We start from the raw sequence: 24,268 nt of genomic DNA, 5'->3' as shown, positions 1-24,268 counted from the left end.
CAGCCCGTGCGCGGCTCCTAATGCAGCCGCGCCTTGGCACGTGCCCGCGTCAATCCTTCCGCAAAAGACACCGCCGTGTCCAGACCCCTGCCACTGCCTAATGCGACAACCGCAGGGCGGCTGCGCGAAAGCAGTGCACGCGCCGCATCCCGGGTCGATTCGACGCTGACGGCGTCGATCCGGGCCACCAGCTCCTCGACCGTCTGCGGCCGGCCATAGGCCAGCACGTGCCGGGCGAGTTGTTCGGCGCGGGACGAGCAGCTCTCCAGGGCCATCAGGAGGCCCGCCTTCATCTGCGCCTTGGCGCGCGCGATCTCGACCTCGGTCAGGGTCTCCACCGATTCATTCATGATGTCGACCACGACCTCCATCATCTCCGGCGCGTCGGCCGGATCGGTGCCGGTGTAGAGGCCAAAGAAGCCGGTGTCGGTATAGGGCGCGTGGAAGCTGTAGATCGAGTAACAGAGGCCGCGTTTCTCGCGCACCTCCTGGAACAGCCGCGACGACATCCCGCCGCCGAGGATGTTGGTGAAGACCTGGAGCGAGAACAGCGACAGGTCGCTCTGCGGCACGCCTTCCAGCGCCAGCGTCAGATGCGCCTGCTCGAGCTCGCGATGCACTACCTTGGCGCCGCCCTTGCCGAACATGGCCGCCTGTGGCTTCGGACCCGGCGTCCCCTCAAAGCTCGCAAAGCGCTTCTCGACCTCGGCGACCACCTGCTCGTGATCGACCGCGCCCGCCGCCGCCACCACCATGTCGGGGCCGCGATAATGCGTCGAGAGATAGTCGCGCAGCGAATCGCGGTTGAAGGCGCGCAAGGTCTTGGCGGTGCCGAGCAGCGAGCGGCCCATCGGCTGGTCGGGATAGCAGAGCTCGTTGAGATGCTCGAACACGACGTCGTCGGGCGTGTCCTGCGCAGCACCGATCTCCTGAACGATGACGTTCTTCTCGCGCTCGAGCTCGTCGGGCTCGAAAGCGGGATTGGCGAGGATGTCGGCGAGCACGTCGAGCGCCAGCGGCACATCGGCCTTCAGCACCCGCGCGTAGTAAGAGGTCGTCTCGGTCGAGGTGCCGGCATTGAGGTCGCCGCCGACCGCCTCGATCTCCTCGACGATCTCGCGCGAGGTGCGCTTGGTCGTGCCCTTGAACGCCATGTGTTCGAGCAGATGGGAGATGCCGTGCTCGTTCGGCTTCTCGTCACGCCCGCCGACGCCGGCCCAGACGCCGAGCGATGCAGTCTCGAGATGGGGCATCTTGTCGGTGACGACGGTCAGGCCGGAGGCAAGCTTGGAAATCTCGACGCTCATCCGGCAACTCCTTGTTTTGCAGCGCGGCTGACCGACAGCACGAACCGCTCGATCTCGACCTGATCGTTCTTCATCACCTTCATGTGTTCGGATTTGGTCATCAGGCCATCGAGCCAGGCCGGCAGTTGCGGCCGCTGGCCGCAGGCCGCGTCAACCGCATCAGGGAATTTGGCCGGATGAGCTGTGGAGAGCACGATGCTGGGAACCTTCGTATCCGTGGTGTCGCGGTCAGCGACAGCAAGTGCGACCGCGGTATGGGGATCGACCAGTTCGCCCGCCTCGCGCCAGGCGGCGCGGATCGCAGCCGCGGTCTCGGTCTCGTCAGCACGGCCGGCGTCGAACTCCTCGCGGATCGCGGCCAGCGTCGTGTCAGGCAGCACGAAGCGCCCGGACTGCTTGAGCTGCTCCATCAGACGGCGCACGCTGGCGGCATCGCGCCGGCCTGCTTCAAACATCAACCGCTCGAAATTCGAGGAGATCTGGATGTCCATGGACGGCGAAGCAGTGGCATGCACTTCGCGGACCTCGTAGATGCCGGTCTTGAGCGTGCGAGCGAGGATGTCGTTGACGTTGGCGGCGATGCGCAGCGTCCGCACCGGCAACCCCATGCGCTTGGCGACATAGCCCGCAAAGATATCGCCGAAATTGCCGGTCGGCACCACGAAGTCCACCGCGCGCGCCGGCGCACCGACGGCAACGGCAGAGGTGAAGTAGTAGACAACTTGGGCGACGATGCGTGCCCAGTTGATGGAATTGACGCCGGAGAGCGAGGTCGCATCGCGGAAGCGATGGTTGTTGAACATGCCCTTCACGAGCGCCTGGCAGTCGTCGAAATTGCCTTCGATGGCGAGCGCATGGACGTTGGCCGCGCCCGTCGTCGTCATCATGCGCCGCTGCACCTCGGAGATACGGCCGTGCGGGAACAGCACGATGAGGTCGACGTTCTCGAGGCCTGCAAAGGCATCGACCGCGGCGCCGCCGGTATCGCCTGACGTCGCGACCACGATGGTGGTGCGCTGGCCGCGCTTGGCCAGCACATGATCCATCAGCCGCGAGATCAACTGCATCGCCACGTCCTTGAAGGCGAGCGTCGGACCGTGGAACAGCTCCAGCACGAACTGGTGCGGCGACATCTGGCGTAGCGGCACCACGGCCGGATGGCGGAAGGTGCCATAGGCCTCGTTGGCCATGCGGCCGAGCTCGGCATCCGAGATCTCGCCGCCGACGAAGGGACGGATCACGTCGACCGCAACCTCCCAATAGGGGCGGCCGAAGAAGCCGGCGATGGTCTCGGCCGAAAGCTGCGGCCATGTCGCCGGCACATACAGGCCACCGTCACGGGCGAGCCCGGTCAGCATCACGTCGCAGAAGCCGAGTTCGGGGGCTTCGCCCCGGGTCGAGATATAACGAGTCAAACTGCCCTCCAAAGGCCGGCCGCGCCGAAGCTCGACCCATAAGCCTTTGATTTTATGAAACTACTTGTCAACAGCCAGAGGCTTTCCGCCACCATAAAGTGTTTTGCGGCATCGGGAAACCGCTTCGCAGCCGGACCTCTCCAATGAAAAAGGGCTGCGGCGATGCCGCAGCCCTTCTCTTGGAAGGTCTGTCGTTGTGCGCAGACCAGTTTGGCTCGTCCGGGGCGCCGCCCGCTAAAACTGTCGACCCAAGCTTTCGTCGCCTGTCACGAAATCGTCAAGGGCGAAAACGACGAGGCCGGCAAGATGTTCCTGTTTTTCCCGATGCGCTTCAGCTTCCGTGAGCGCATCGTGGCGGCTACCCCACCTGCGATGCTACTTTTTCCCGAAACCTTAAGCCGCCCCAGGAACGTTTGCCGCCTCGGCCGATTGTGTCGGCGGATGGTATCGGCGGTGTCCATGCATTGCCCGGCTGCACGCCGAGACCACTCCGCCCCCACCGAACCGGCTTGCATCCTGGAGCAGCCGGTTCGGTGCTCAGGCCGCCAGTGCCCGGGGCGTCAATTCATGCCGATTTCCACCGCAATCCGGATCAGGTCGGAGTGGTTCTTCGCCCCCAGCTTCTGCTTGAGCAGGGACGTGGTGTTGGCGACGGTCTTGTAGGAGATGCCGAGCGCTTCGGCGACCTCGACGATCTTGTCGCCGCGGCCGAGCAGGCGGAGAATTTCGAGCTCCCGCGGCGTCATCTGCGAGGCTGGATTGGCCTTGATCGCGGCGCCGGAGAAGGTCACGGCCTCCGCGAGCTGCGGCGAGATGTAATTGTCGCCCGCGACCACCTTGCGCACCGCTTTCAGCAGGATCCTGGGGTCGTCGCCCTTGGAGACATATCCCTGCGCCCCCAGCTCGACCGCCCGCACCACGAAGGCCGGATCGTCGTTCATGCTGAACATGATGATCTTGGCGTCGGGATCGTCCTTGCGGATCCGCCGCATCAGCTCGAAGCCGGAAACATCGGGCAGACTGATGTCGATCACGGTGACGTCGGGCCGCTTGTTGATATAAGCGCGATGCCCGGATTTGGCGTCCGTCGCCTCGTCAATGCGGATCGAATGGTCGGATGCGAAAAGGGTGCGGCAACCTGACAGCACTACGGGATGGTCGTCGACGATCAAAACCCTGGTCGCCGGCTTGGCGGTATCTTGCATCGCGCGCTCTCTTGTTTTGCGACTCATAGACCGGCGGGAACAAATGGAAAGAGAAAATCCCGCCAATGCGCGTTAGAATTGACCTAATGTGGCAACGGCTCTCCTTCAGGACACAATTGTTTCTTCCGCTCGGACTGAGCTTTCTCGCCGCGCTGGCCATGGGCGGCGTGCTGCTCCAGACCTTTGCGACCGGCCAGCTGGCCGACGAGAATGAGCCGGGGCGACGCTCGACCCGGACCGTCGCCATCGCGCTCAACAGCACCCTGAGCGCGTCGGACAATCCGCGGAAGATGCTCGACGCATTTGTCCATTCTTTGGGCAACTCCTCTGATATCCAATTCCGTTCAGTGGAAGCGGGTCCTGCGCCCATCTTGAAGGACGGCCTGCGCGGCGTGCATGGCGTGCCGCAATGGTTCGTGGACCTGATCGCCATCCCGGACATGGACGCGGCATCTCCTGTCCTCATCGACGGCAAGCGCGTCGGCGACATCGTGTTCATGCCGGACATGTCGGCCGACCTGTTCGAGAAATGGATTGGCTTCCTCGCGCTGGCTGGCCTCGTCGTCGTGCTGATGGCGATCACCGGCGCCATTGCCTATGCCTTCGCGGGATCGGCCGTGCGCCCGCTGCGCCATCTCGGCGACGGGCTGACACGGATGCGGCGCGGCGACTACACCATGCCGATCCCGGTCGGAGGACCGCCGGAAATCCGGCAAAGCTGCGAGGAAGCCAATGCGCTGGCCGCGACGCTCGCGCAATTAAGCCAAGACAATCGCGACCTGTTGCACCGCCTGGTCTCGCTTCAGGACGACGAGCGGCGCGATCTCGCCCGCGAGCTGCACGACGAGCTCGGCCCGCTGCTGTTCAGCATCCGCGCCGGCACGATCGCGTTGAGCGAAGCCTCGACGCCAGTGGGATATCTCGACAATTCGGCGCAGGAGGTGATGCGATCGGTCGAGGCGCTCCAGCAGACCAACCGCCGCATCCTCGACCGGCTGCGGCCGCTCTACATCGAGGAATTGGGACTGGAGACCAGCGTGCAGACGCTGCTCCAGAACTTTCGCAGGCAGGCGCCGCATATCGGCCTGACGGCCAATGTCGATCCCGATCTCAACGGGATCGACGGGCCGCTGGCCCAGACCGTCTATCGCGTGATCCAGGAGGCGCTGACCAATGTGCTGCGCCATGCCGGGGCGCGCAGTGCCCATGTCCAGGCCACCATCGCCGACGAAGCGCTCACGCTCGAAATCTCCGACGACGGCGGCGGCTTTCCCGCCGATAATGTCTTCGGCCGCGGCCTGACCGGGATGCACGAGCGCGCGCGCGCGCTCAGCGGATCGCTGTCATTGTTGCGCGCGGATGACCGAACCTACGTGCGTTGCCGTTTGCCGGTGGCAACGATGCGAGACGAGCCGTGAAGCTAGCACGCACCGCCGCCGTGTCCGGTCTGCCGCGCAGGCTCGCACAGCGTGCTGTAGATCTTGCCTTCCGCACTGAAGCGGAACGAGGCGTGGATACGCAGCGAGCCCGCGACGGAATATTCGAGATCGATGCCATGCGGCACGGGATTGATCTCTTCCAGGCCGAAGCCCGCCGACGAGTAGGCGCTGAGCCGCGGTCCCCAATAGGTTTCGAGCTCGCGCCGTCCGCGATAGTACCGCGTACCGTTGCAGGTGCATTCGACCTGGGCGTCGTCCTCATAGAGATCGAGCAGCGTCGCGAGGTCGCCCTTGCGGCAGGCGTCCACCCAATCGACGACAATTCCCATCTGATCAAAATCGCTCAACGCCAACATCCTGACTGCCGCGAAAATTTGCGTGCGGCTTAGGATCACCCTCGTGAATATGCGCTGAATAATAAACCCCGGGCGATACCGGGTTCCCTCCGGGAACCTACGGACAATTCAACCCGGTCTCCGCCCTCTTACCCACACGCCGAATGCGATCAGCACAGCACCCGCGAGCATGAACCACGTGATGGCGTATTGCAGATGATCGTCCTTCAGATGCACGTCGAGCGGGCCCGGACGCGGGATGCTGTTCTCGGGCACCGGCTGCTCCAGGTCGATGTAGAACGGCGCGACGGCACCCCAACCGAGCGCCTGGGACATGGCGACATGATCGCGGGTGAACCACAGCCGCTTGTCGTGCTCTGCGTCAGGCATCAGCACGCTGGCCGCTTCGGGGAAACGGATGTAGCCGGTCAACATCGCCGGCTTGTTGGTGATGAGTCGCGCGACTGCCCGATCCTGCAGGGCGCGGTCCTGCTGGGTGTTCGGCACGAAGCCCGCGTTGACCGCGACCGTATCGCCGCCAGGCAGCCGCGCTGGAAGGAAAGCCCAAGTACCCGGACCGGAAACGTCGGGGCGGACCGCGGATCCGGAACTGTAGACCATCGCGTCCAGACGGGACTCGTAGGTCGCCGTAAAGGCGACGCGGCGGAATTCGTCCCGTTCCGGCGTCAGTGTGTTCCATTGCGCGGGCGGCGGTAACGGAACGGGCGCCGTCGCGAGTCGCTCGGTCAACGCTGCGATCAGTTCATGCTTGGCGACGCGGCGCTGCAACTGCCAGAGGCCGAGCGCGACGCAGACGGCGGTGAGGAACAGCGTGAACAGCGCGAAGCCGGCCACGCGAGGCTTGCGTGCCGTCTCGTTCATTTCGCGCGGTCGACCAGCCGGCCCGGCGCCGCCTTGTGATGGAATTGCAGCGCGATCAGCAGCGACTTCATCGCGCGCAGCGGCAGCAGCGTGGTGGCGAGGATCAACGGCAGCCAGAGCGCCGCGTGCAGCCAGTACGGCGGCTGGTATTTGACCTCGACGACGAGCGCGCAGCCGACCACGATCGCGCCAGCCAGCATGATGATGAAAATCGCCGGACCGTCGCCAGTGTCGATGAAGGCATAGTCGAGGCCGCAGCGGTTACAGCTGGGCGCGAGCGTCAGGAAGCCTGCATAGAGCTTGCCCTGGCCGCAGCGCGGACATTTGCAGGCAAGCCCGCGCATCGCGCTTTGCAGGACGGTGGTCTCGGGCTCGGACTTGCCGGCGGTGTCGTTCATGTCGCGAACTCTATCACAGTTTCCGCCAAAACTTCCGGCGGCCGAAAAGCGAAAGGGCGGCACTGCGGCCGCCCTTTCTGATCGATCAATCGCGGCTCAGTGCGCGCCGTGCGCCATGGCCTCGGCGCCGTGTCCCCACACATAAATGCAGAGGAACAGGAACAGCCACACCACGTCGACGAAGTGCCAGTACCAGGCGGCGAACTCGAAGCCGAGGTGCTGCGTCGGCGTGAAGTGGCCGGCGTAAGCGCGGAACAGGCAGACCAGCAGGAAGATGGTGCCGACCAGCACATGGAAGCCGTGGAAGCCGGTCGCCATGAAGAACGTCCCGCCGTAGACATTGCCGGCGAACGAGAACGCCGCGTGGCTATACTCATAGGCCTGCACGCAGGTGAAGAGCGCGCCGAGCACGACGGTGATGATCAGTCCGTACTTGAGGCCCTTGCGGTCGCCCTCGAGCAGGGCGTGATGCGCCCAGGTCACCGTGGTGCCTGACGTGAGCAGGATCAGCGTGTTCAGCAGCGGCAGATGCCAGGGATCGAAGGTCTCGATGCCCTTCGGCGGCCACACGCCGCCGAACAGGACTTCGCGGGTCGCATGAACGGGATCGGCCGGGAACAGCGCGGCGTTGAAATAGGCCCAGAACCAGGCAACGAAGAACATCACCTCGGAGGCGATGAACAGGATCATGCCGTAGCGGTGGCTGATCTGCACGACGCGGGTGTGGTCGCCCTTGTACTGGGCTTCCTTGATCACATCCCCCCACCAGCTCGCCATGGTGTAGAGCACACCGATGGTGCCGGCACCGAAGATGATCGGCGCGGCCGAGAACATGTGGTGCATCCAGGTGACCGCGCCGACCGCCATGACAAAGGCCGAGACGGAGCCGACCACCGGCCAGGGAGACGGATCGACCAGGTGGTAGTCGTGATGCTTGGTGTGCGCCGTTGCCATTTGCGGTCTCTCTCCTCAACCCGTGCCTGTCCGGCACTTATCCCCTTGTGTCCAACCCCTCGGGCGTGAGCCCGCGATCAGAGATTTCCCTTGCGTTTGTCGTCGTTGCCCGATGCCAGCGGCTTCACCACCGGATCCTTCACGGGATAGAACGTATAGGACAGCGTGATCGTGTTCAGCCCGTCGTTCTCGTGATCGGCGGCAATCGACGGATCGACATAGAACACGACCGGCATCTCGCGCTTCTCTCCGGGCGCCATGGTCTGCTCGGTGAAGCAGAAGCAGTTGATCTTCTGGAAGTACGACCCGACCGTCAGCGGCGCGACGTTGTAGGCGGCCTGACCTGCGGTGGTGCGCGCGGCCTGGTTGGTCACCGTGTAGAAGACGGTGACGACCTGGCCGATATTGACCTCGATCTCGTTCTGCTCCGGCTCGAACTTCCAGGGCAGGCCGGGCGCGACATTGGAATCGAAGCGAACCGCAATCTTCCGGGCGATCGGCCCTGTGGTGGGCGCGGAGGTCGCGACCTGGGTCGTGCCGTTGAAGCCGGTGGCGCGGCAGAACCAGTTGTAGAACGGCACCGCCGCGTAGGAGGCGCCGACCATCAGCGCGACCACGCCGCCGCAGATCGAGGCGACCAGCACATCGCGGCCGATACCTTTGCTGGCCTTACGGCTCTGATCCCGCGATATGGTGGGCTCTCGATCCATCTTCCCTACATCGGCCGGATTAGAACTGCCGGTCCCTTGACCATGGTGACGGCGAAGAACAGCACCACGAGCACGCCGAGCGCCAAAGCAATGGCAATGGAGCGCTGACGACGGCTCTTCTTTTGCGCCTCGGTGAGGACGATTCCATCAATCTCGGGTTTGTCGGCCATCTCTGCGATCATGCGCCCCCAACCATCGGAGCAAGCGCCCGGACCACGACCTCGGCCAGCAGGGTCGCGAACAGCGCGAACAGATACAGGATCGAGAAGGCAAACAGTTTTCGCGTCGCACGCAGCGATTGGCTGCGCTCACGGCGCATGTAGACGTTGATCGCGAGCACCAGCATGCCGGCACCGAGGATCAGCGAAACCACGCCGTAGACAGCGTCGAAATAGCCGAGCGCCCAGGGCGCCGCAGCCACCGCGATCAGCACGATTGTGTAGAGCAGGATCTGGAGGCGCGTCGCGTCGGGACCGGCGACGTTGGGCAGCATCGGAATGCCGGCGCGCGCGTAGTCGTCGGAACGAAACAGCGCCAGCGCCCAGAAATGTGGGGGCGTCCAGAAGAAGATGATGGCGAACAGCAGCAGCGGCTCGACGTCGACCGTGCCTGTGACCGCGGCCCAGGCCACCACCGGCGGCAGCGCGCCGGCGGCGCCGCCGATCACGATGTTCTGCGCGGTCCAGCGCTTCAGGCCGATCGTGTAGATCACGACGTAGAAGAAGATGGTGAAGGCGAGCAGCGCGCCCGCGATCCAGTTGACGAGGATGCCGAGCGTCATCACCGAGAAGAAGGCGAGCGTCATGCCGAACGCCATCGCCTCGGGGCGGGTGATGCGGCCGCGCGGGATCGGCCGGTTCATCGTGCGCGACATCTTGGCGTCGATGTCGCCTTCGAGCGCCATGTTGAGCGCCCCGGAGGCGCCGGCGCCGACCGCGATGCAAAGCAGCGAGGTGATCGCCAGCACCCAGTGGAAATGCCCGGGCGCCATCGCCATCCCGACCAGCGCGGTGAAGATCACCAGCGACATCACGCGCGGCTTGAGCAGCGCGAGATAGTCGCCCACCTCCGCTTCGGAGATGCGGGGATTGATGTCGATGGCGTTGTGGTCGAGGACGGACACTATTTGACTCGCTTCGTTGTAGAGCCGCGGCGCCCGTGACGGGCGCCGCGGGAGATCGATTATTGCACGCGGGGCAGCACTTCGAACTGATGGAAGGGCGGGGGCGAGGGCAGCGTCCATTCCAGCGTGGTCGCACCTGCACCCCACGGATTGTCGCCTGCCGGCACCTTTTTCGCAAAGGCGTCGATCACGCAGTAGAGGAAGATCAGCACGCCGAAGCCGGAGATGTAGGAGCCGACCGACGAGACCAGGTTCCAGCCCGCGAACGCGTCGGGATAGTCGACGTAGCGGCGCGGCATGCCCGACAGGCCGAGGAAGTGCTGCGGGAAGAACACCAGATTGACGCCGATGAAGGTGACCCAGAAGTGCGCCTTGGCCAGCGTCTCGTTGTACATGTAGCCCGACATCTTCGGGAACCAGTAGTACCAGCCGGCAAAGATCCCGAACACCGCGCCGAGCGACAGCACGTAGTGGAAGTGCGCGACGACGTAATAGGTCTCCTGCAGCACGCGGTCGACGCCGGCATTCGCCAGCACGACGCCGGTGACGCCGCCGACCGTGAACAGGAAGATGAAGCCCACCGCCCAGATCATCGGCGCGCGGAAATCGATCGAGCCGCCCCACATCGTGGCGATCCACGAGAAGATTTTGACACCGGTCGGAACCGCGATGACCATCGTCGCAGCGACGAAATAGGCCTGCGTCGCCGAGGACATGCCGACCGTGTACATGTGATGCGCCCACACCACGAAGCCGATGCCGCCGATCGCGACCATGGCGTAGGCCATGCCGAGATAGCCGAACACGGGCTTGCGCGAGAAGGTCGAGACGATCTGGCTGACCATGCCGAAAGCCGGCAGGATCAGGATGTACACTTCGGGGTGGCCGAAGAACCAGAACAGATGCTGGAACAGCACGGGATCGCCGCCGCCCTCGGGGTTGAAGAAGGACGTGCCGAAGTTGCGGTCGGTGAGCAGCATGGTGATCGCACCGGCGAGCACGGGCAGCGACAACAGCAGCAGGAACACCGTCACCAGGATCGACCACACGAACAGCGGCATCTTGTGCAGGGTCATGCCCGGCGCGCGCATGTTGAAGATGGTGGTGATGAAGTTGATGGCGCCGAGGATCGACGAGGCGCCCGCCAGATGCAGCGACAGGATCGCGAAGTCGACGGCCGGGCCCGGATGGCCGGAGCTCGACAGCGGCACGTACATGGTCCAGCCGGCGCCGACACCGTTGGCACCCGGCTCGCCCTCGACGAAGGTCGACATCAGCAGCAGCGCAAAGGAGGCCGGCAGCAGCCAGAACGAGATGTTGTTCATGCGCGGGAACGCCATATCAGGCGCGCCGATCATCAGCGGCACGAACCAGTTGCCGAAGCCGCCGATCATCGCGGGCATGACCATGAAGAAGATCATGATCAGACCATGAGAGGTCACGAACACGTTATAGGTGTGCGTTTCGTGGAATATCTGCACGCCCGGATACATCAACTCGGCACGGATCGCGATCGACATCGCGGCACCGATGACACCGGCGATGACCGCGAAGATCAGGTACATCGTGCCGATGTCCTTGTGGTTGGTCGAATAGACGTAGCGCCGCCATCCGGTCGGATGGGCGTGCTCGTCATGTCCGTGGTCTTGCGCGTGATCGCCGTGTGCCGCTGCGCTCGTTGCCATTTTCAAATCCTGCCTTGCGTCCCATGCGGACCTTATGCGGTCCCGCCCTTTATATCGCTTTCAGTCCCCTCGAGCCGCCGCCCGGCGCTTACTGCGTCGGGCCGGCCGCGGAGGCGTAGCTGCTGGTGCCGCCGCTCGCATATTTCTTCTTCGCCGTCTCAACCCAGGAGGCGAACTCCTGGTCCTCCACGACGCGAATCGCGATCGGCATGAAGGCGTGGTCCTTGCCGCAGAGCTCCGAGCACTGACCGTAGAACATGCCGACCTTGGTTGCCTTGAACCAGGTCTCGTTCAGCCGGCCCGGAATGGCGTCGATCTTGACGCCGAAAGCCGGCAGCGCGAAGGCGTGGATGACGTCCGCGCCGGTGACCTGGACGCGAATCACCTTGTTGACCGGCACCACCATCTCGTTGTCGACACCGAGCAGCCGGGGCTGCTTGTCCTGGGCCATCAGCGAGTCGAATTCGAACTTGCCGTTATCAGGATAGGCATAGGACCAGTACCACTGCTTGCCGGTCGCCTTGATGGTGATATCCGCCTTCGGCACGTCGAGCTCGAGGAACAGCAGGCGGAACGACGGCACCGAGATACCGACCAGGATCAGCACCGGAACCAGCGTCCAGGCCACCTCGATCAGCGTGTTGTGCGTGGTCCGCGACGGCACCGGATTGGCCTTCGCATTGAACTTCACGACCACGATCACCAGCAACGCCAGAACAAACAGCGTAATCAGGGTGATCAGCACGAACAGGAAGTTGTGGAACCAGACGATGTTGTCCATCACCGGGGAGGCGGATTGCTGAAGCGTCCACTCCCACGGCGCCGGTTGCCCGAGCTCAGCGGTGTATGCCGCGCCACCCGTCGCCAGCGTCAGACCCGCCACGGCCAATCCCAGCAAGTGTCGGCCGACCCGGCCCATCGACATCCTCATGCCGTCGCGCTCCCCTAACGAAATCACCCCAAGTGCACTCCCCTATTTGCGGGAAACGCTTATTCGATCCGTCCGTCTGACAAACCGCCACGCAAGAATACCTCTAAGAGGAGTTGGGGCCGGATCGTGAGAACGCCGAAATCAAGCCTCTCAAACCATAATTCTTGATCTATCGCAATGCAGTCTTGAAGCACGCCTGCCAGCCATCACCCGCAAGATATTTCCTAGTAAGATCAGACAAAAATACCGTTTCCCGGGATGCCGTGGCTTGACAGCGGAATTGCGCGCGGTAGGCACTGGCAGACAGCCGCGCAGGAACCTGATTCGTGCGGGCGATGGCGGTGTGGGCGGCGCGGAATTTGCTTGCGAATCGCCTTCAAGACGCCGTCATTCCCGTATCAGTCCGCCAGGCGCGAGCGACCCAGGCGAGCAAAGGGACCGACCCGATGGGGTTTTCGAGAGGCATGGCAAGGCGGGCCAAAAAGCAGGCTAGCGGCCTCACCGTTCTGGCCGCTCTGCTGGCTGCGGTCACCCTTATGGCGCTGCCGGGCCTCGCCCATGCGCAGGGCGCGGTGCGCTCCGTCCATGGCGACTGGCAGATTCGCTGCGACACCCCGCCGGGCGCCCAGACCGAGCAATGCGCACTGATCCAGAGCGTGGTGGCCGAAGACCGCTCCAATGCCGGGCTCACCGTGATCCTTCTGAAGACTGCCGACCAGAAGAGCCGCCTGATGCGTGTGGTCGCCCCGCTCGGCGTCCTGCTGCCCTCCGGCCTCGGTCTCAAGCTCGACAACCAGGACGTCGGCAAGGCAGGGTTCGTCCGCTGCCTGCCCAATGGCTGCGTCGCCGAGGTCGTGCTGGAAGACAAGCTGCTCGGCCAACTCCGCAGCGCCAAGACCGCGACATTCATCATCTTCGAGACGCCGGAAGAGGGAATTGGCTTCCCGCTCAGCTTGAATGGGCTGGGTGAGGGGTATGACAAGCTGCCGTAGGGCTAGTTAGAACAGCAGCGCCATCTGCATCACGTTCTCATACGTGCCGTCGACCTTGACGGCATTGCGCGACAATCCCTCGACAGTAAAGCCGACCCTTTCGTAGAGCGCGATCGCGCTCAAATTGTTTTCGCGAACGGACAGTTCGACCCGCGACAAGCCGGCAGCCTGCGCGGCGGCGAGGGTCGTCGTGATCAAACGCGTTCCGAGGCCTTGACCGCGGAACGGCGGCAAAAGGCCCATACCGAGGCTGCCGGCATGGGCATGCATCGGGCGCGAGAACCGCTGGACATCACACCAGCCGACGATGACAGCGCCGGAGAGGGCGACGAATTGCGGATTTCGCTGCGCAATCATGTTGAGGACAAAGCTGCGCGTCGCCTCCAGCGGCGGTGCTTCCAGAAAGGCGAGATAGCGCCGTTCCCGCGCGACCGTATCCAGCGCCAGATGATAGCTTTCGATATGCGCTTCAGATATTGCAATGATTTCAATCATGTCGTTTCCGTAATGTGACGGTCCACCCTCTCGCCGAACGGCCGGGAAGCCATTATCTTGCCTGACATCTCTCCGACAATGGGTGATCGATGACCAACCCTGCCACAACCTCCCTGCTCGACCGCGCCAATCTCGACCGCGACCAGGTTCGCCTCGAGCTCGCGCGCGGGCTTGCCGGCGCCGACGACGGCGAATTGTTCCTGGAATACAGCCAGACCGAAGCGCTGATGTTCGACAATGGGCGGCTGAAGCAGGCGACCTATGACACCTCGCAGGGTTTTGGCCTGCGCGCCGTCAAGGACGACGCGGTCGGCTACGCCCACTCCTCCGACGTGTCGCTGCCGGCGCTGATTCGCGCCGCTGACGCGGTCGCGGCGGTGCGAGGCGGCTACTCAGGCAACTTTGCGGCCCCGCCAGCGCATACAAACGTGCGGCTTTATAGTGACGACAATCCGCTCGATGCGCCCGGCTTCGAGACGAAAGTCAAACTGCTCGCCGAGATCGACGCTTACCTGCGCGATAAGGATCCGCGGGTGCGGCAGGTCAGCGTCAGCCTGGGTGCGACCTGGCAGGTGGTCGAGATCCTGCGGCCCGATGGCGAGAGCTATCGCGACATCCGCCCGCTGGTGCGCGTCAACGTCTCCGTCGTCGCCGGCCAGGGCGATCGTCAGGAGAGCGGCAGCAAGGGTTATGGCGGCCGCGCCGGCTATGCCGAATTCATCGAGAGCAAGAACTGGCGCGACGCCGCCGACGGCGCACTGCGCGAGGCCCTGGTCAATCTGGAATCGATCCCCGCCCCCGCTGGAGAGATGGACGTCGTGCTCGGTGCCGGCTGGCCCGGCGTGATGCTGCATGAAGCGGTCGGCCATGGCCTCGAAGGCGACTTCAACCGCAAGAAGACGTCTGCGTTTGCCGGCCTGATGGGCCAGCAAGTCGCGGCCAAGGGCGTTACCGTGGTCGACGACGGCACCATTGCCTCGCGCCGCGGCTCGCTGTCGATCGACGACGAGGGCACGCCGACCAACCGCACCGTGCTGATCGAGGACGGCGTCCTCGTCGGCTACATGCAGGACCGCCAGAACGCGCGGCTGATGAACATGAAGCCGACCGGCAACGGCCGCCGCCAGGGCTACGCCCATGTGCCGATGCCGCGCATGACCAACACCTACATGCTCGCGGGCGACCGCGAGCAGGCCGAGATGATCGCCTCGGTGAAGAACGGCGTCTTCGCCGCGAATTTCGGCGGCGGTCAGGTCGACATCACCTCGGGCAAATACGTGTTCCAGTGCACCGAGGCCTACAAAATCGAGAACGGCAAGATCGGCGCGCCGCTGAAGGGCGCCATGCTGATCGGCAACGGGCCGACCGATCTGCATCGCATCCGCATGATCGGCAACGACCTCGCGCTCGACACCGGCATCGGCACTTGCGGCAAGAACGGCCAGGGCGTGCCGGTCGGCGTCGGCCAGCCGTCACTTCTGATGGAACGCATTACGGTGGGTGGAACGGGCGCATGAGCGTTGAGAAGGTAACTGTCGCTCCCAAGCGGAAGAGCAGCGGCTGGGCTGGCCAGCTGATGCAGCTTGCTGGCATCGTCGCCGCCGTGTTCATCGCCAAGGGCGCGCTCGCCGAGCCGTTCTACGTGCCGTCGGGCTCGATGGAGCCGACGCTGCTCATCGGCGATGCGCTGCTCGCCTCGAAATTCCCCTATGGCTATGGCACCTCGTCGCTGCCGATCCAGATCAACCTGCCCGAGACCGGTCGCGTCTTCGCCGAAACGCCGAAGCAGGGTGATGTCGTGGTGTTCCGCTGGCCGGGCGACCGCTCGCAGGCCTGGGTCAAGCGCGTCGTGGGACTTCCCGGCGACCGCATCCAGATGCGTCAGGGCCAGCTCTTCGTCAACGACCGTCCCGCCGAGCTGAAGCCGGATGGCCTTGGCGCAGCCGAGGACGACAATGGTGGCAGCGAGCCCGCCTACCGCTATGTCGAGACGCTGCCGAACGGTGTGTCGCACCTGATCTTCAAGATGCGCGACAACGGCCCGCTCGACAACACGCAGGAAGTGAAAGTGCCACCCGGCCATCTCTTCGTGCTCGGTGATAACAGGGACAATTCCGCCGACAGCCGCGTGCCGTTGCGCTCCGGCGGCGTCGGCCTGTTGCCGATCGACAATCTGGTCGGTCGCGCGGATGCCGTGCTCGGCTCCTGGGATCTCGGCATGCGCGGCCAGCCGGTCTGGACCTGGCTCTCCGGCTTCCGCATGGCGCGGTTCTTCACCGCCGTGCATTGAGCCCCAAGCGCGGAACATTCGGCGGACTTGTAGTTCTCACGTGTCCCGGACAAGACGCATTGCGAAGCGATGCGTCGCCGAGCCGGGACCCAGGATGCAACGGAAAGCCCGGTGACATGGGCCCCGGCTCTGCAACGCAGCGCTGAAGGGCGCTGCGTTGCGTCCGGGGCACGAGACCAAGGCCTATCGCACCACGCCCGACGTGAACCCCGCCTTCCTGCGCGGCGGCTTGATGTCCTTTTTCAGGAAGCAGCGCGCTTCGCGGCCGGTGTAACCGGGGCGGGCATAGGTGAAGGCGCGGCACTTGTTGTCGGCGGTGCAGGCGGCCTTGCAGACATCCTCGCCCTCGCCTTCCTTGAGGTCGAAGTTGCGCAAATCGCCACCGGGGCGGTCGATGGAGGTCTCGACACCTTCGACGCGCGGCTCGATCACGCCGGCGCCGCGCACACCGGAAATGCAGCAGCTGCCCGGCACGCGCGCCGGCACCGTGTTCTTGAGCCAGCACACCGCAGCGGCACCGTCGATGTCGGGATAGCTGAAGCTCCACGAGCGGCACTTGCGGTCGCGCTCGCAGAGCAGCGCGCAATCCTCGGGATCGCCTGATGTGATCGGCTGACTGAAATAGTCACCGCCGGGCCGGTCGAACGCCGTCTGGGCGCGCGCAGGCCAGCTCGCAAGCACGAGCGAAAGCAGCGTGGCAAAAGCCACGACGCTTGCCATGACCTTTGCCATGACGGCCCCGGACAGGCGGCCCTTCCCCATCGGAACAGCTTTCGAGTTATTGACGACGCTCAGGTTTTTTCAGCCGGTCATTTGATCGCCGCAAACCTGTATGGGCGATGAACGGCCTATAGTCCTGCTCGTCGGTCTCGCGGCCTAGAACGCGTATTCCGCGTAGGCCGGTTCCACGGAGCCGTTCCAGGGGCCGTTGAACTTCTCGAGCATTTCCTCGGCCGGAGTCCGGCCGGAATCGATGATGCGGTCGAGCGGCTCCAGGTGTCGGGTCTCGTCGCGACCGAGCTGGTCGATCCGGCCGCGCCGGCGCAGGCCCGCATGTGCCAGAACGAGGCATTCTTTGGCGATCTCGAACAGATAGCGGTCCTTGATCCGCGACTTGAAGCCGAAGCGCGGCACGTCGTCGCGCAGCGCCTGGCGCTCGGGTGTGGTCCAGTGCTTTACGATATCCCAGGCCGCATCGAGCGACACGTCGTCATAGAGCAGCCCGGCCCAGAACGCCGACAGCGCGGGCAAACGGCCCCACGGGCCGCCGTCGGAGCCGCGCATTTCGAGATAGCGCTTGAGCCGCACCTCCGGGAAGATCGTCGAAAGATGGTTGGCCCAGTCCGACAGCGTCGGACGCTCGCCGGGCAGATTGTTGTTGCGGCCGTCGAAGAAGGCGCGGAACGAGGAGCCCGACACGTCGATGTAATCCTCGTCGCGCTTGACGAAATACATGGGCACGTCCAGCGCGTAGTCGACATAGCGCTCAAAGCCCATGCCATCCTCGAACGCCCACGGCATCATGCCGGCGCGCGCATTGTCGGTGTCGCGCCAGATCTCGGAGCGGAACGACAGAAAGCCGTTCGACTTGCCTTCGGTGAAAGGCGAATTGGCGAACAAGGCGGTCGCCACCGGCTGGAGCGCGAGCGAGACGCGCAGCTTCTTGACCATGTCGGCTTCCGAGGAGAAGTCGAGATTGGTCTGCACCGTGCAGGTCCGGTACATCATATCGAGACCGTACTGGCCGACCTTCGGCATGTAATTGGTCATGATCTTGTAGCGGCCCTTGGGCATCACCGGAATGTCGGCGCGCGACCAGGACGGCGTCATGCCGAGGCCGAGGAAGCCGATGCCGAGCGGGGTCGCGATCTCGCGCACCTGCGCCAAGTGCGCCATCAACTCGCTCTGGGTCTGGTGCACGTTCTCGACCGGCGCGCCGGAGAGCTCGAACTGTCCGCCGGGCTCCAGCGAGATCGCGCCGCCGCCGGTGACGTCGTAGAGGCCGATGATGTTGCCCTTCTCCATGATCGGCTCCCAGCCGAGCAGGAGCTTCATGCCTTCGAGCAACGCGCCGATGCCGCGCGGGCCTTCGTAAGGCACCGGACGGTGGCCATCGAGCGTGAACGGGGTCTTCTCGTGCTCGGTGCCCATCCGCCACTCGGACGGCGGCTTGCAGCCGGCCTCGAACCACGCGACGAGCTCGTCGCGCGATTGCAGCGGCGTCATATCGATCTGGTCTCGCGCCATATCAAACTCTAATCAAAAGGGCGCTTCGACCGAAGGCGCGCGGGTGAGGTGGGATGGTCCGCGAACCCACCGGGCGCACGGACGAGCTGGTATGCCGCGCGATCATCGCGACGGCGTGGTTTCGTTGGCGTGGACGATGGGCGGCAGCTTCATCTCGCCGCACGAGCAGCCGAGGCGGTCGAGCAGACCGCTGAGCTTGACGGCATCCGCATCGGACAGTTTCGAGCCGACATATTTCTCGATCGCGGCCGAATAGGCGCCCCACATCCGCTTCTGCAATTCGCGGCCGGCCTCCGTGATCTCCACGAACTGGCCGCGCTTGTCGATCTTGCATTCGCGCCGGCAGGCGAGGCCCTCGTCGACCAGGCGGTCGATCAGGCGCGAGGTGGAATATTGCGGGATCAGCATCTGCCGTTCGAGTTCCACCGGCCGCAGCTCTCCGCTCGGCGCGCGCGACAATTCGAGCAGCGCGTCGTACCAGGCCAGTGGCGGGAAGCCCGCCTTCTTCAGGTCCTGCTCGACGCAATCGAGCACACGGCTCTGCACCCGCATCAGGCGGATCCAGGCGGAAGTTGCCTCGGTCGATGGCTTTCGTTTCATGGTCCCGCTCAAACTCGTCGCCCGCTTCTTACCCCATTCGATGCATCTGCATCAATCTTGCTATTTCATGCAGGTGCATGTAGGCGTAGTTTCGCCTGAGCCAAGACAAAAGAGGAGGAAATTCCATGAAACTCTATTACGCGCCCGGCGCCTGCTCGCTTTCCCCCCACATCGCGCTCCTGGAAGCCGGCCTGCCCTATGAGCTGGTCAAGGTCGATCTCCGGGCCAAGAAGCTCGAAAATGGTGAGGATTATCTGAAGGTAAATCCGAAGGGTCAGGTCCCCGCGCTGGGCCTCGACAGTGGTGAGATCGTGACCGAAGGCCCGGTCATTGTCCAGATGATCGCTGACCAGGCCTCCGCCAAGGCGCTGGCGCCGGCCCATGGCAGCTCCGAGCGCTACAAGCTGCTCGAATGGCTGAACTTCCTCACCTCGGAGGTGCACAAGAGCTTCGGTCCGATGTTCGCGCCGGCGCTGAACGACGAGGCCAAGGCCTTCTTCAAGGACCGTGTCATGGGCAAGCTGAAATACATCGACAGCCAGCTCGGCGGCCGCGATTACCTGATGGGCAAGCAGTTCACGGTGGCCGACGGCTACCTGTTCACGATGCTGACCTGGGGCGACCGGATGAAGTTCGACCTCTCGGCGATGCCGAACCTGACCGCCTACAAGGCCCGCGTCGCCGCGCGGCCGCAGGTGCAGGAGGCATTGAAGAAGGAAGGGCTGATCCAGGCCGCCTGAGACGCGACAGCGATCAATCAACGAAGGGCCGGGTCGACGATCCGGCCCTTTTTGCTGCCGGAGGACAATGCGGCGGCGGCCCGTCGTCGCCGGATCATCGCACCTTGATTAGACTTATGGACTACTGTTCGCCAAAAGTAAGTAGTGCTGTCTTGTCAGTACCCGCAAAGCGGGCGAGCTTGCCGGGATTGATTAAAGAATATTTGGACTCGCATCGGGGTTGAACTTGACGATTGCCATCGTCCTGATCGTTGCAAGCGCATTGGTGGGAATAGCGACAGGTTATTTTTTCAGGATCTGGGCGCTGGTTGTGATCGCGCCGGTCATCGCAATCCTTTCCGCAGTCGTGCTCAGATCCTACGAGTTCGGGATGCTCGCAGGCGTGAGCGTCATTGCCGCCTGCCTGGCCATCTGCCAGCTCGCCTATCTGGCTGCGACCTTTCTGCTGGATGCGCGGCACATCTCAATTCATGACGAGATCAACGGCCAGCCAGGCGAGCAGGGCGAGCGCAAAATCGGCCGCCAGCACGAGTAACGCCAGCATGGCCCAAAACACCGGCCCCTTGCGCCGCAAGCGCGCGGGCTTCTGCGCCGGCATGGGGCGCGCCGGCGCGGACGCAACAGCGTATTTTCCGGGAAGATCGCGATCGCGCGCGATCTTCCGCAGCACCAAAGAGTTCATCAAGGACACTTTCTTATTTTCTTATTTCGTCTTCGACTTGCCGATGGATCGGCAAGCGTCCCAACCGGATTCGTGCCCCTGACCCGGAGCAAAACTAGTGCCAGGGCCAAGCGAAAGAACGGCGCCGCTTTGACGCGCCTATGACAATTGCGCGACACCGCGGCAGCGGGGACTCTGGCACGGTTCCTACGCGGATTCTGTGACCGGTTCCACAAGCGGGAACATATCTGACGCAACCGTGATTCGGTTGCGCAAGAGAAAAAGGCCGGATCGGTGATCCGGCCTCAGCTGTTTCACAACCTTGATGCGTAGCCCGGATTTCGCTGCGCTCCATCCGGGCTACAGCGCGCCTCAGGCAGCCGCCTTCTTCGGTGCGAAGCGGCCGTAGAAGGTTTCGCCCTTCGCCGCCATCTCCTCGAGCAGTTTCGGCGGCGTGAAGCGCGAGCCGTATTTCGCCTCGAGCTTGTGGCAGAGCTCGACGAAGGTCTTGGTGCCCATGAAGTCGATGTAGGACAGCGTGCCGCCGGTGAACGGCGCGAAGCCGAAGCCGAGGATCGAGCCGACATCGGCCTCGCGCGGATCGGTGATGACGTGATCCTCCACCGTGCGCGCGGCTTCCACCGCCTGCACCACCAGGAAGCGCTGCTTCAGCTCTTCGATGTCGAGCGTGTCAGGATCGAGCTGCTTCGGCTGCAGCGCGGAGAGACCCGGCCACAGGCTCTTCGAGCCCTTGCCCTTCTCGGGGTAGTCGTAAAAACCCTTGCTGTTCTTGCGGCCGAGGCGGCCCTGCTTCTCGACCATCTCCACCATCAGCTTCTTCTGATCGGGATTGATGGCGTTGGGGCCGAGATCGGCTTCCGTCGCCTTCATGATCTTGAGGCCGAGGTCGAGTGCGACTTCATCGGACAGCGAGAGCGGGCCGACCGGCATGCCGGCCATCTTGGCGCAGTTCTCGATCATCGCCGGCGGCACGCCTTCGAGGAACATCTCGTTGCCTTCGGCGACATAGCGGCCGACGCAGCGATTGGCGAAGAAGCCGCGGCTGTCATTGACCACGATCGGCGTCTTGCCGATCTGCCGGACGTAGTCGAGCGCGGTCGCGAGCGCGACATCGCCGGTGTTCTTGCCCTTGATGATTTCGACCAGCATCATCTTCTCGACCGGCGAGAAGAAGTGGATGCCGACGAACTTGCCCTGATCCCTAAAGCCCTCGGCGAGCGAGGTGATCGGCAGCGTCGAGGTATTCGACGCAAAGATCACGTCCGGCTTCATATGCTCCTGCGCCTTGGCGAAGGTATCGGCCTTGACCTTGCGGTCCTCGAATACGGCCTCGATGACGAGATCGACGTCCTTCAGTGCGGCATAGTCCGCGGTCGGCGTGATCCTCGCGAGCAGGGCCTCGGCATCAGCCGGCTTGGCGCGCCCCTTCTTGATCTGCTCCTCGATCATCTTCTGCGCATGCGCCTTGCCCTTGTCGGCACTTTCCTGGTCGCGGTCGATCAGGATCACATCGAGGCCGGCACGGGCCGAGACGTAGCCAACGCTGGCGCCCATGAAGCCGGCGCCGATCACGGCGATCTTCTTCACCTTGGTCGCGGGCACGTCCTTCGGACGGCGCGCGCCCTTGTTGAGCTCCTGCATCGACAGGAACAGGCTGCGGATCATCGCCGCCGCTTCCTTCGAGCGCAGCACGGACGTGAAGTAGCGCGACTCGACGCGCAGCGCGGCGTCGATCGGCAACTGGAGGCCTTCATAGACGCAGCTCATGATCGCGCGGGCGGCCGGGTAGTTGTCGTAGGTCTCGCGGCGATAGATCGCGTTGCCGGCCGGGAACATCATCATGCCGGCCTTGGAGAACACCGGACCGCCCGGCAGCTTGAAGCCCTTCTCGTCCCAGGGCGCGACGGCCTTGCCGCCGCCCTTGATCCAGTCCTTTGCCGCCTTGATGAGATCAGCAGCCGGAACGATAGCGTGAATCAGATTCAGCGCCTTGGCCTTCTCGACCGTGACAGGATCGCCCTTGAGCAGGATCGTCATGGCGTCCTGCGGCGGCACCAGGCGCGGCACGCGCTGCGTACCACCGGCGCCGGGGAACAGGCCGACCTTGACCTCGGGCAGGCCGAGACGCGTCTTGGGATTTTCAGCCGCCACGCGATAATGACAGCACAGCGTGATCTCGAAACCGCCGCCGAGCGCGAGGCCGTTGATCGCAGCCGCCCACGGCTTGCCCGAGGTCTCGATCGAGCGCAGCACCTGCGAGAAGCGGCGGGCCTGGTCGAACAACATCTGGTTTGCCGCGGTCTCGTCCTGCTCCTTCAGCACCTTGGCGTAAGCCTGGTTCATGCCTTCGAGCATCGAGAGGTCAGCACCAGCGCAGAAAGCTTCCTTGGCGGAGGTGATGACGACGCCCTTCACCGCGGCGTCGGCCGTGGTGTCCTTGACGATCGCGTCGAGCTCGCTGGTCGAGGTCTCGTCGAGCACGTTCATCGAACGACCCGGGATGTCCCAGGTGACGAGCGCGATGCCGTCGGAATCGGTCTCAACCTTGAAGTTCTTGTAAGCCATGTTGGTTGCTCCCCTACCCTTAGACGCGTTCGATGATGGTCGCGGTACCCATGCCGCCGCCGATGCACAGCGTCACCAGGGCGGTGGACTTGTTGGTGCGCTCGAGCTCGTCGAGCACGGTGCCCAAAATCATCGCGCCGGTGGCGCCGAGCGGATGGCCGAGCGCGATCGCGCCGCCGTTGACGTTGATCTTGGCGTTGTCGATGTCGAAGGCCTGGATGTAACGCAGCACGACGGAGGCGAAGGCTTCGTTGAGCTCGAACAGATCGATGTCCGACTTTTTCATGCCGGAGCGCGCGAACAGCTTTTCGGTGACGTCGACCGGGCCGGTCAGCATCATCGCCGGCTCCGAGCCGATATTCGCAAAGGCGCGGATCTTGGCACGCGGTTTCAGGCCGTACTTGCTGGCGGCCTCCTTGCTGCCGAGCAGCACGGCGCCGGCGCCGTCGACGATGCCCGAGGAGTTGCCGGCATGGTGCACGTAATTGACGCGCTCGATCTCCGGGTGCGACTGCACCGCGACGCCGTCAAAGCCGCCCATCTGCGCCATCATCGTGAACGCCGGCTGCAGCTGCGCCAGCGACTGCATCGTCGTCGACGGACGCATGTGCTCGTCCTTGGCAAGGATGGTGAGGCCGTTGATGTCCTTCACCGGCACCACTGACTTGTTGAAGCGGCCTTCTTCCCAGGACTTCGCCGCACGCTGCTGGCTCTGCACGGCGTAGGCATCGACATCGTCACGCGAGAAGCCGTATTTGGTGGCGATCAGATCGGCCGAGACGCCCTGCGGCATGAAATAGGAGGGCACCGCCATCGAGGGGTCCATCGGCCAGGCACCGCCGGAGGCGCCGATGCCGACGCGGCTCATCGATTCCGCGCCGCCGCCGATCACCAGCTCGTGCTGTCCGCTCATGATCTGCGCTGCAGCAAAATTCACGGCGTCGAGGCCGGAGGCGCAGAAGCGGCTGATCTGCACGCCGGGGACGGCTTCGCCGAGACCCGCCTTCAGCGCGGCGAAGCGCGCGATGTCGCTGCCGGCTTCGCCGACGGGATCGACCACGCCGAGAATGACGTCGTCGACGGAATCTTCGGGAAGGTTGTTGCGATCCTTGAGCGCCTTCAGCGGCACGGTGGCGAGCGCCAGCGCCGTCACTTCGTGCAGCGCGCCGTCGGCCTTGCCGCGGCCGCGGGGGGTGCGGACGTGATCGTAGATATAGGCATCTGCCATGGGAGCCTCCTGATTGCAGTTATTTTGTCATGACCGTCGCGCGGC

Annotated in this window: 25 protein-coding genes; 7 read left to right on the top strand and 18 right to left on the bottom strand. The window is 64.1% G+C overall.

Features of this window, described 5'->3' with window-relative positions; genetic code table 11:
* Window positions 1-17 precede the first annotated feature (17 nt).
* The 3 genes from BMW89_RS13315 to BMW89_RS13305 all read right to left on the bottom strand — a co-directional run bounded on the left by BMW89_RS13315 (window position 18) and on the right by BMW89_RS13305 (window position 3,927).
* Entirely contained in the window at window positions 18-1,307 is a 1,290-nt protein-coding gene (locus BMW89_RS13315) for a M16 family metallopeptidase (protein ID WP_092026942.1), read from the bottom strand.
* A complete protein-coding gene (gene thrC / locus BMW89_RS13310) occupies window positions 1,304-2,722 on the bottom strand; it encodes a threonine synthase (protein ID WP_177196027.1) in 1,419 nt (472 codons plus the stop codon). Before thrC ends, BMW89_RS13315 begins: the two co-directional genes overlap by 4 nt.
* Window positions 2,723-3,282: 560 nt before the next feature.
* Entirely contained in the window at window positions 3,283-3,927 is a 645-nt protein-coding gene (locus tag BMW89_RS13305; protein ID WP_092026940.1) for a response regulator transcription factor, read from the bottom strand.
* A gap of 86 nt (window positions 3,928-4,013) precedes the next feature.
* On the opposite strand from BMW89_RS13305, the gene BMW89_RS13300 reads away from it, so the two are divergent.
* Window positions 4,014-5,345: a histidine kinase gene (locus BMW89_RS13300; RefSeq protein WP_092026939.1), complete on the top strand. Its 1,332-nt coding sequence runs from the start codon at window positions 4,014-4,016 to the stop codon at window positions 5,343-5,345.
* A 2-nt stretch (window positions 5,346-5,347) separates the two neighbouring features.
* On the opposite strand, the gene BMW89_RS13295 is transcribed toward BMW89_RS13300, so the two are convergent.
* From BMW89_RS13295 to coxB, 9 genes are all read right to left on the bottom strand, one after another.
* Entirely contained in the window at window positions 5,348-5,713 is a 366-nt protein-coding gene (locus BMW89_RS13295; RefSeq protein WP_092027318.1) for a Cif family virulence factor, read from the bottom strand.
* Between the two features lie 117 nt (window positions 5,714-5,830).
* The gene (locus tag BMW89_RS13290) at window positions 5,831-6,583 is read right to left on the bottom strand and encodes an SURF1 family protein (RefSeq protein WP_092026938.1); all 753 of its coding nucleotides are present in this window, start codon (window positions 6,581-6,583) and stop codon (window positions 5,831-5,833) included.
* On the bottom strand, window positions 6,580-6,981 hold the full coding sequence (locus BMW89_RS13285; protein ID WP_092026937.1) for a DUF983 domain-containing protein: 402 nt from the start codon (window positions 6,979-6,981) through the stop codon (window positions 6,580-6,582). Before BMW89_RS13285 ends, BMW89_RS13290 begins: the two co-directional genes overlap by 4 nt.
* 96 nt (window positions 6,982-7,077) lie before the next feature.
* Window positions 7,078-7,935, bottom strand: a complete 858-nt coding sequence (locus tag BMW89_RS13280) for a cytochrome c oxidase subunit 3 (RefSeq protein ID WP_092026936.1) — start codon at window positions 7,933-7,935, stop codon at window positions 7,078-7,080.
* A gap of 77 nt (window positions 7,936-8,012) precedes the next feature.
* A complete protein-coding gene (locus BMW89_RS13275; RefSeq protein ID WP_092026934.1) occupies window positions 8,013-8,645 on the bottom strand; it encodes a cytochrome c oxidase assembly protein in 633 nt (210 codons plus the stop codon).
* A 5-nt stretch (window positions 8,646-8,650) separates the two neighbouring features.
* Window positions 8,651-8,827: a cytochrome c oxidase system small membrane protein gene (locus BMW89_RS13270; protein WP_092026932.1), complete on the bottom strand. Its 177-nt coding sequence runs from the start codon at window positions 8,825-8,827 to the stop codon at window positions 8,651-8,653.
* Window positions 8,824-9,768: a heme o synthase gene (locus tag BMW89_RS13265; protein ID WP_092026930.1), complete on the bottom strand. Its 945-nt coding sequence runs from the start codon at window positions 9,766-9,768 to the stop codon at window positions 8,824-8,826. Before BMW89_RS13265 ends, BMW89_RS13270 begins: the two co-directional genes overlap by 4 nt.
* 59 nt (window positions 9,769-9,827) lie before the next feature.
* Window positions 9,828-11,453, bottom strand: a complete 1,626-nt coding sequence (gene ctaD, locus BMW89_RS13260) for a cytochrome c oxidase subunit I (protein WP_092026928.1) — start codon at window positions 11,451-11,453, stop codon at window positions 9,828-9,830.
* An 88-nt stretch (window positions 11,454-11,541) separates the two neighbouring features.
* The gene (coxB, locus tag BMW89_RS13255) at window positions 11,542-12,384 is read right to left on the bottom strand and encodes a cytochrome c oxidase subunit II (protein WP_092026926.1); all 843 of its coding nucleotides are present in this window, start codon (window positions 12,382-12,384) and stop codon (window positions 11,542-11,544) included.
* Between the two features lie 446 nt (window positions 12,385-12,830).
* Here coxB and BMW89_RS13250 point away from each other — a divergent pair, with 446 nt between their 5' ends.
* Window positions 12,831-13,376, top strand: coding sequence for an invasion associated locus B family protein (locus BMW89_RS13250; RefSeq protein WP_177196026.1), 546 nt, complete (start codon window positions 12,831-12,833; stop codon window positions 13,374-13,376).
* A gap of 6 nt (window positions 13,377-13,382) precedes the next feature.
* On the opposite strand, the gene BMW89_RS13245 is transcribed toward BMW89_RS13250, so the two are convergent.
* Window positions 13,383-13,871, bottom strand: a complete 489-nt coding sequence (locus BMW89_RS13245) for a GNAT family N-acetyltransferase (protein WP_092026922.1) — start codon at window positions 13,869-13,871, stop codon at window positions 13,383-13,385.
* An 89-nt stretch (window positions 13,872-13,960) separates the two neighbouring features.
* Here BMW89_RS13245 and tldD point away from each other — a divergent pair, with 89 nt between their 5' ends.
* Complete coding sequence (tldD, locus tag BMW89_RS13240) at window positions 13,961-15,388, top strand: metalloprotease TldD (RefSeq protein WP_092026920.1); 1,428 nt, start codon at window positions 13,961-13,963, stop codon at window positions 15,386-15,388.
* Window positions 15,385-16,161, top strand: coding sequence for a signal peptidase I (gene lepB, locus BMW89_RS13235; RefSeq protein ID WP_092026918.1), 777 nt, complete (start codon window positions 15,385-15,387; stop codon window positions 16,159-16,161). Before tldD ends, lepB begins: the two co-directional genes overlap by 4 nt.
* 183 nt (window positions 16,162-16,344) lie before the next feature.
* Here the strand turns inward: lepB and BMW89_RS13230 are convergent, their stop codons facing one another.
* The 3 genes from BMW89_RS13230 to BMW89_RS13220 all read right to left on the bottom strand — a co-directional run bounded on the left by BMW89_RS13230 (window position 16,345) and on the right by BMW89_RS13220 (window position 19,008).
* Window positions 16,345-16,923 (bottom strand): PAN domain-containing protein, encoded by a 579-nt coding sequence (locus tag BMW89_RS13230; protein ID WP_092026916.1) that lies wholly within the window; start codon window positions 16,921-16,923, stop codon window positions 16,345-16,347.
* A 114-nt stretch (window positions 16,924-17,037) separates the two neighbouring features.
* Entirely contained in the window at window positions 17,038-18,408 is a 1,371-nt protein-coding gene (locus BMW89_RS13225) for a glutamate--cysteine ligase (protein ID WP_092026914.1), read from the bottom strand.
* Between the two features lie 102 nt (window positions 18,409-18,510).
* Window positions 18,511-19,008 (bottom strand): MarR family winged helix-turn-helix transcriptional regulator, encoded by a 498-nt coding sequence (locus BMW89_RS13220; protein ID WP_092026913.1) that lies wholly within the window; start codon window positions 19,006-19,008, stop codon window positions 18,511-18,513.
* A 125-nt stretch (window positions 19,009-19,133) separates the two neighbouring features.
* Between BMW89_RS13220 and gstA the strand changes: the two genes are divergently transcribed.
* The 3 genes from gstA to BMW89_RS37875 all read left to right on the top strand — a co-directional run bounded on the left by gstA (window position 19,134) and on the right by BMW89_RS37875 (window position 20,512).
* Window positions 19,134-19,748: a glutathione transferase GstA gene (gene gstA, locus BMW89_RS13215; protein ID WP_092026912.1), complete on the top strand. Its 615-nt coding sequence runs from the start codon at window positions 19,134-19,136 to the stop codon at window positions 19,746-19,748.
* A 226-nt stretch (window positions 19,749-19,974) separates the two neighbouring features.
* A complete protein-coding gene (locus tag BMW89_RS13210; protein WP_092027316.1) occupies window positions 19,975-20,283 on the top strand; it encodes a hypothetical protein in 309 nt (102 codons plus the stop codon).
* Window positions 20,284-20,290: 7 nt separating this feature from the next.
* A complete protein-coding gene (locus tag BMW89_RS37875) occupies window positions 20,291-20,512 on the top strand; it encodes a hypothetical protein (RefSeq protein WP_177196025.1) in 222 nt (73 codons plus the stop codon).
* Between the two features lie 269 nt (window positions 20,513-20,781).
* On the opposite strand, the gene BMW89_RS13200 is transcribed toward BMW89_RS37875, so the two are convergent.
* Both BMW89_RS13200 and BMW89_RS13195 read right to left on the bottom strand, forming a co-directional pair.
* Window positions 20,782-22,995: an FAD-dependent oxidoreductase gene (locus BMW89_RS13200; protein ID WP_092026910.1), complete on the bottom strand. Its 2,214-nt coding sequence runs from the start codon at window positions 22,993-22,995 to the stop codon at window positions 20,782-20,784.
* Window positions 22,996-23,014: 19 nt separating this feature from the next.
* Window positions 23,015-24,223 (bottom strand): acetyl-CoA C-acetyltransferase, encoded by a 1,209-nt coding sequence (locus BMW89_RS13195; protein ID WP_092026908.1) that lies wholly within the window; start codon window positions 24,221-24,223, stop codon window positions 23,015-23,017.
* Window positions 24,224-24,268 lie beyond the last annotated feature (45 nt).

It is taken from the genome of Bradyrhizobium sp. OK095, assembly GCF_900109945.1.
Lineage (GTDB): Bacteria > Pseudomonadota > Alphaproteobacteria > Rhizobiales > Xanthobacteraceae > Bradyrhizobium.
Note: the sequence above shows the minus strand (reverse complement) of the source record. Positions and strands in the feature narration are given on the sequence as shown.

Excerpts from the sequence above, each read along its gene's own strand:
- BMW89_RS13315 (WP_092026942.1), bottom strand. The coding sequence starts at position 1,307 with ATGAGCGTCGAGATTTCCAAGCTTGCCTCCGGCCTGACCGTCGTCACC.
- BMW89_RS13305 (WP_092026940.1), bottom strand. The coding sequence starts at position 3,927 with ATGCAAGATACCGCCAAGCCGGCGACCAGGGTTTTGATCGTCGACGAC.
- BMW89_RS13300 (WP_092026939.1), top strand. The coding sequence starts at position 4,014 with ATGTGGCAACGGCTCTCCTTCAGGACACAATTGTTTCTTCCGCTCGGA.
- BMW89_RS13290 (WP_092026938.1), bottom strand. The coding sequence starts at position 6,583 with ATGAACGAGACGGCACGCAAGCCTCGCGTGGCCGGCTTCGCGCTGTTC.
- BMW89_RS13285 (WP_092026937.1), bottom strand. The coding sequence starts at position 6,981 with ATGAACGACACCGCCGGCAAGTCCGAGCCCGAGACCACCGTCCTGCAA.
- BMW89_RS13280 (WP_092026936.1), bottom strand. The coding sequence starts at position 7,935 with ATGGCAACGGCGCACACCAAGCATCACGACTACCACCTGGTCGATCCG.
- BMW89_RS13275 (WP_092026934.1), bottom strand. The coding sequence starts at position 8,645 with ATGGATCGAGAGCCCACCATATCGCGGGATCAGAGCCGTAAGGCCAGC.
- BMW89_RS13270 (WP_092026932.1), bottom strand. The coding sequence starts at position 8,827 with ATGATCGCAGAGATGGCCGACAAACCCGAGATTGATGGAATCGTCCTC.
- ctaD (WP_092026928.1), bottom strand. The coding sequence starts at position 11,453 with ATGGCAACGAGCGCAGCGGCACACGGCGATCACGCGCAAGACCACGGA.
- coxB (WP_092026926.1), bottom strand. The coding sequence starts at position 12,384 with ATGAGGATGTCGATGGGCCGGGTCGGCCGACACTTGCTGGGATTGGCC.
- BMW89_RS13250 (WP_177196026.1), top strand. The coding sequence starts at position 12,831 with ATGGGGTTTTCGAGAGGCATGGCAAGGCGGGCCAAAAAGCAGGCTAGC.
- BMW89_RS13245 (WP_092026922.1), bottom strand. The coding sequence starts at position 13,871 with ATGATTGAAATCATTGCAATATCTGAAGCGCATATCGAAAGCTATCAT.
- tldD (WP_092026920.1), top strand. The coding sequence starts at position 13,961 with ATGACCAACCCTGCCACAACCTCCCTGCTCGACCGCGCCAATCTCGAC.
- lepB (WP_092026918.1), top strand. The coding sequence starts at position 15,385 with ATGAGCGTTGAGAAGGTAACTGTCGCTCCCAAGCGGAAGAGCAGCGGC.
- BMW89_RS13230 (WP_092026916.1), bottom strand. The coding sequence starts at position 16,923 with ATGGGGAAGGGCCGCCTGTCCGGGGCCGTCATGGCAAAGGTCATGGCA.
- BMW89_RS13225 (WP_092026914.1), bottom strand. The coding sequence starts at position 18,408 with ATGGCGCGAGACCAGATCGATATGACGCCGCTGCAATCGCGCGACGAG.
- BMW89_RS13220 (WP_092026913.1), bottom strand. The coding sequence starts at position 19,008 with ATGAAACGAAAGCCATCGACCGAGGCAACTTCCGCCTGGATCCGCCTG.
- gstA (WP_092026912.1), top strand. The coding sequence starts at position 19,134 with ATGAAACTCTATTACGCGCCCGGCGCCTGCTCGCTTTCCCCCCACATC.
- BMW89_RS37875 (WP_177196025.1), top strand. The coding sequence starts at position 20,291 with ATGGCCCAAAACACCGGCCCCTTGCGCCGCAAGCGCGCGGGCTTCTGC.
- BMW89_RS13200 (WP_092026910.1), bottom strand. The coding sequence starts at position 22,995 with ATGGCTTACAAGAACTTCAAGGTTGAGACCGATTCCGACGGCATCGCG.
- BMW89_RS13195 (WP_092026908.1), bottom strand. The coding sequence starts at position 24,223 with ATGGCAGATGCCTATATCTACGATCACGTCCGCACCCCCCGCGGCCGC.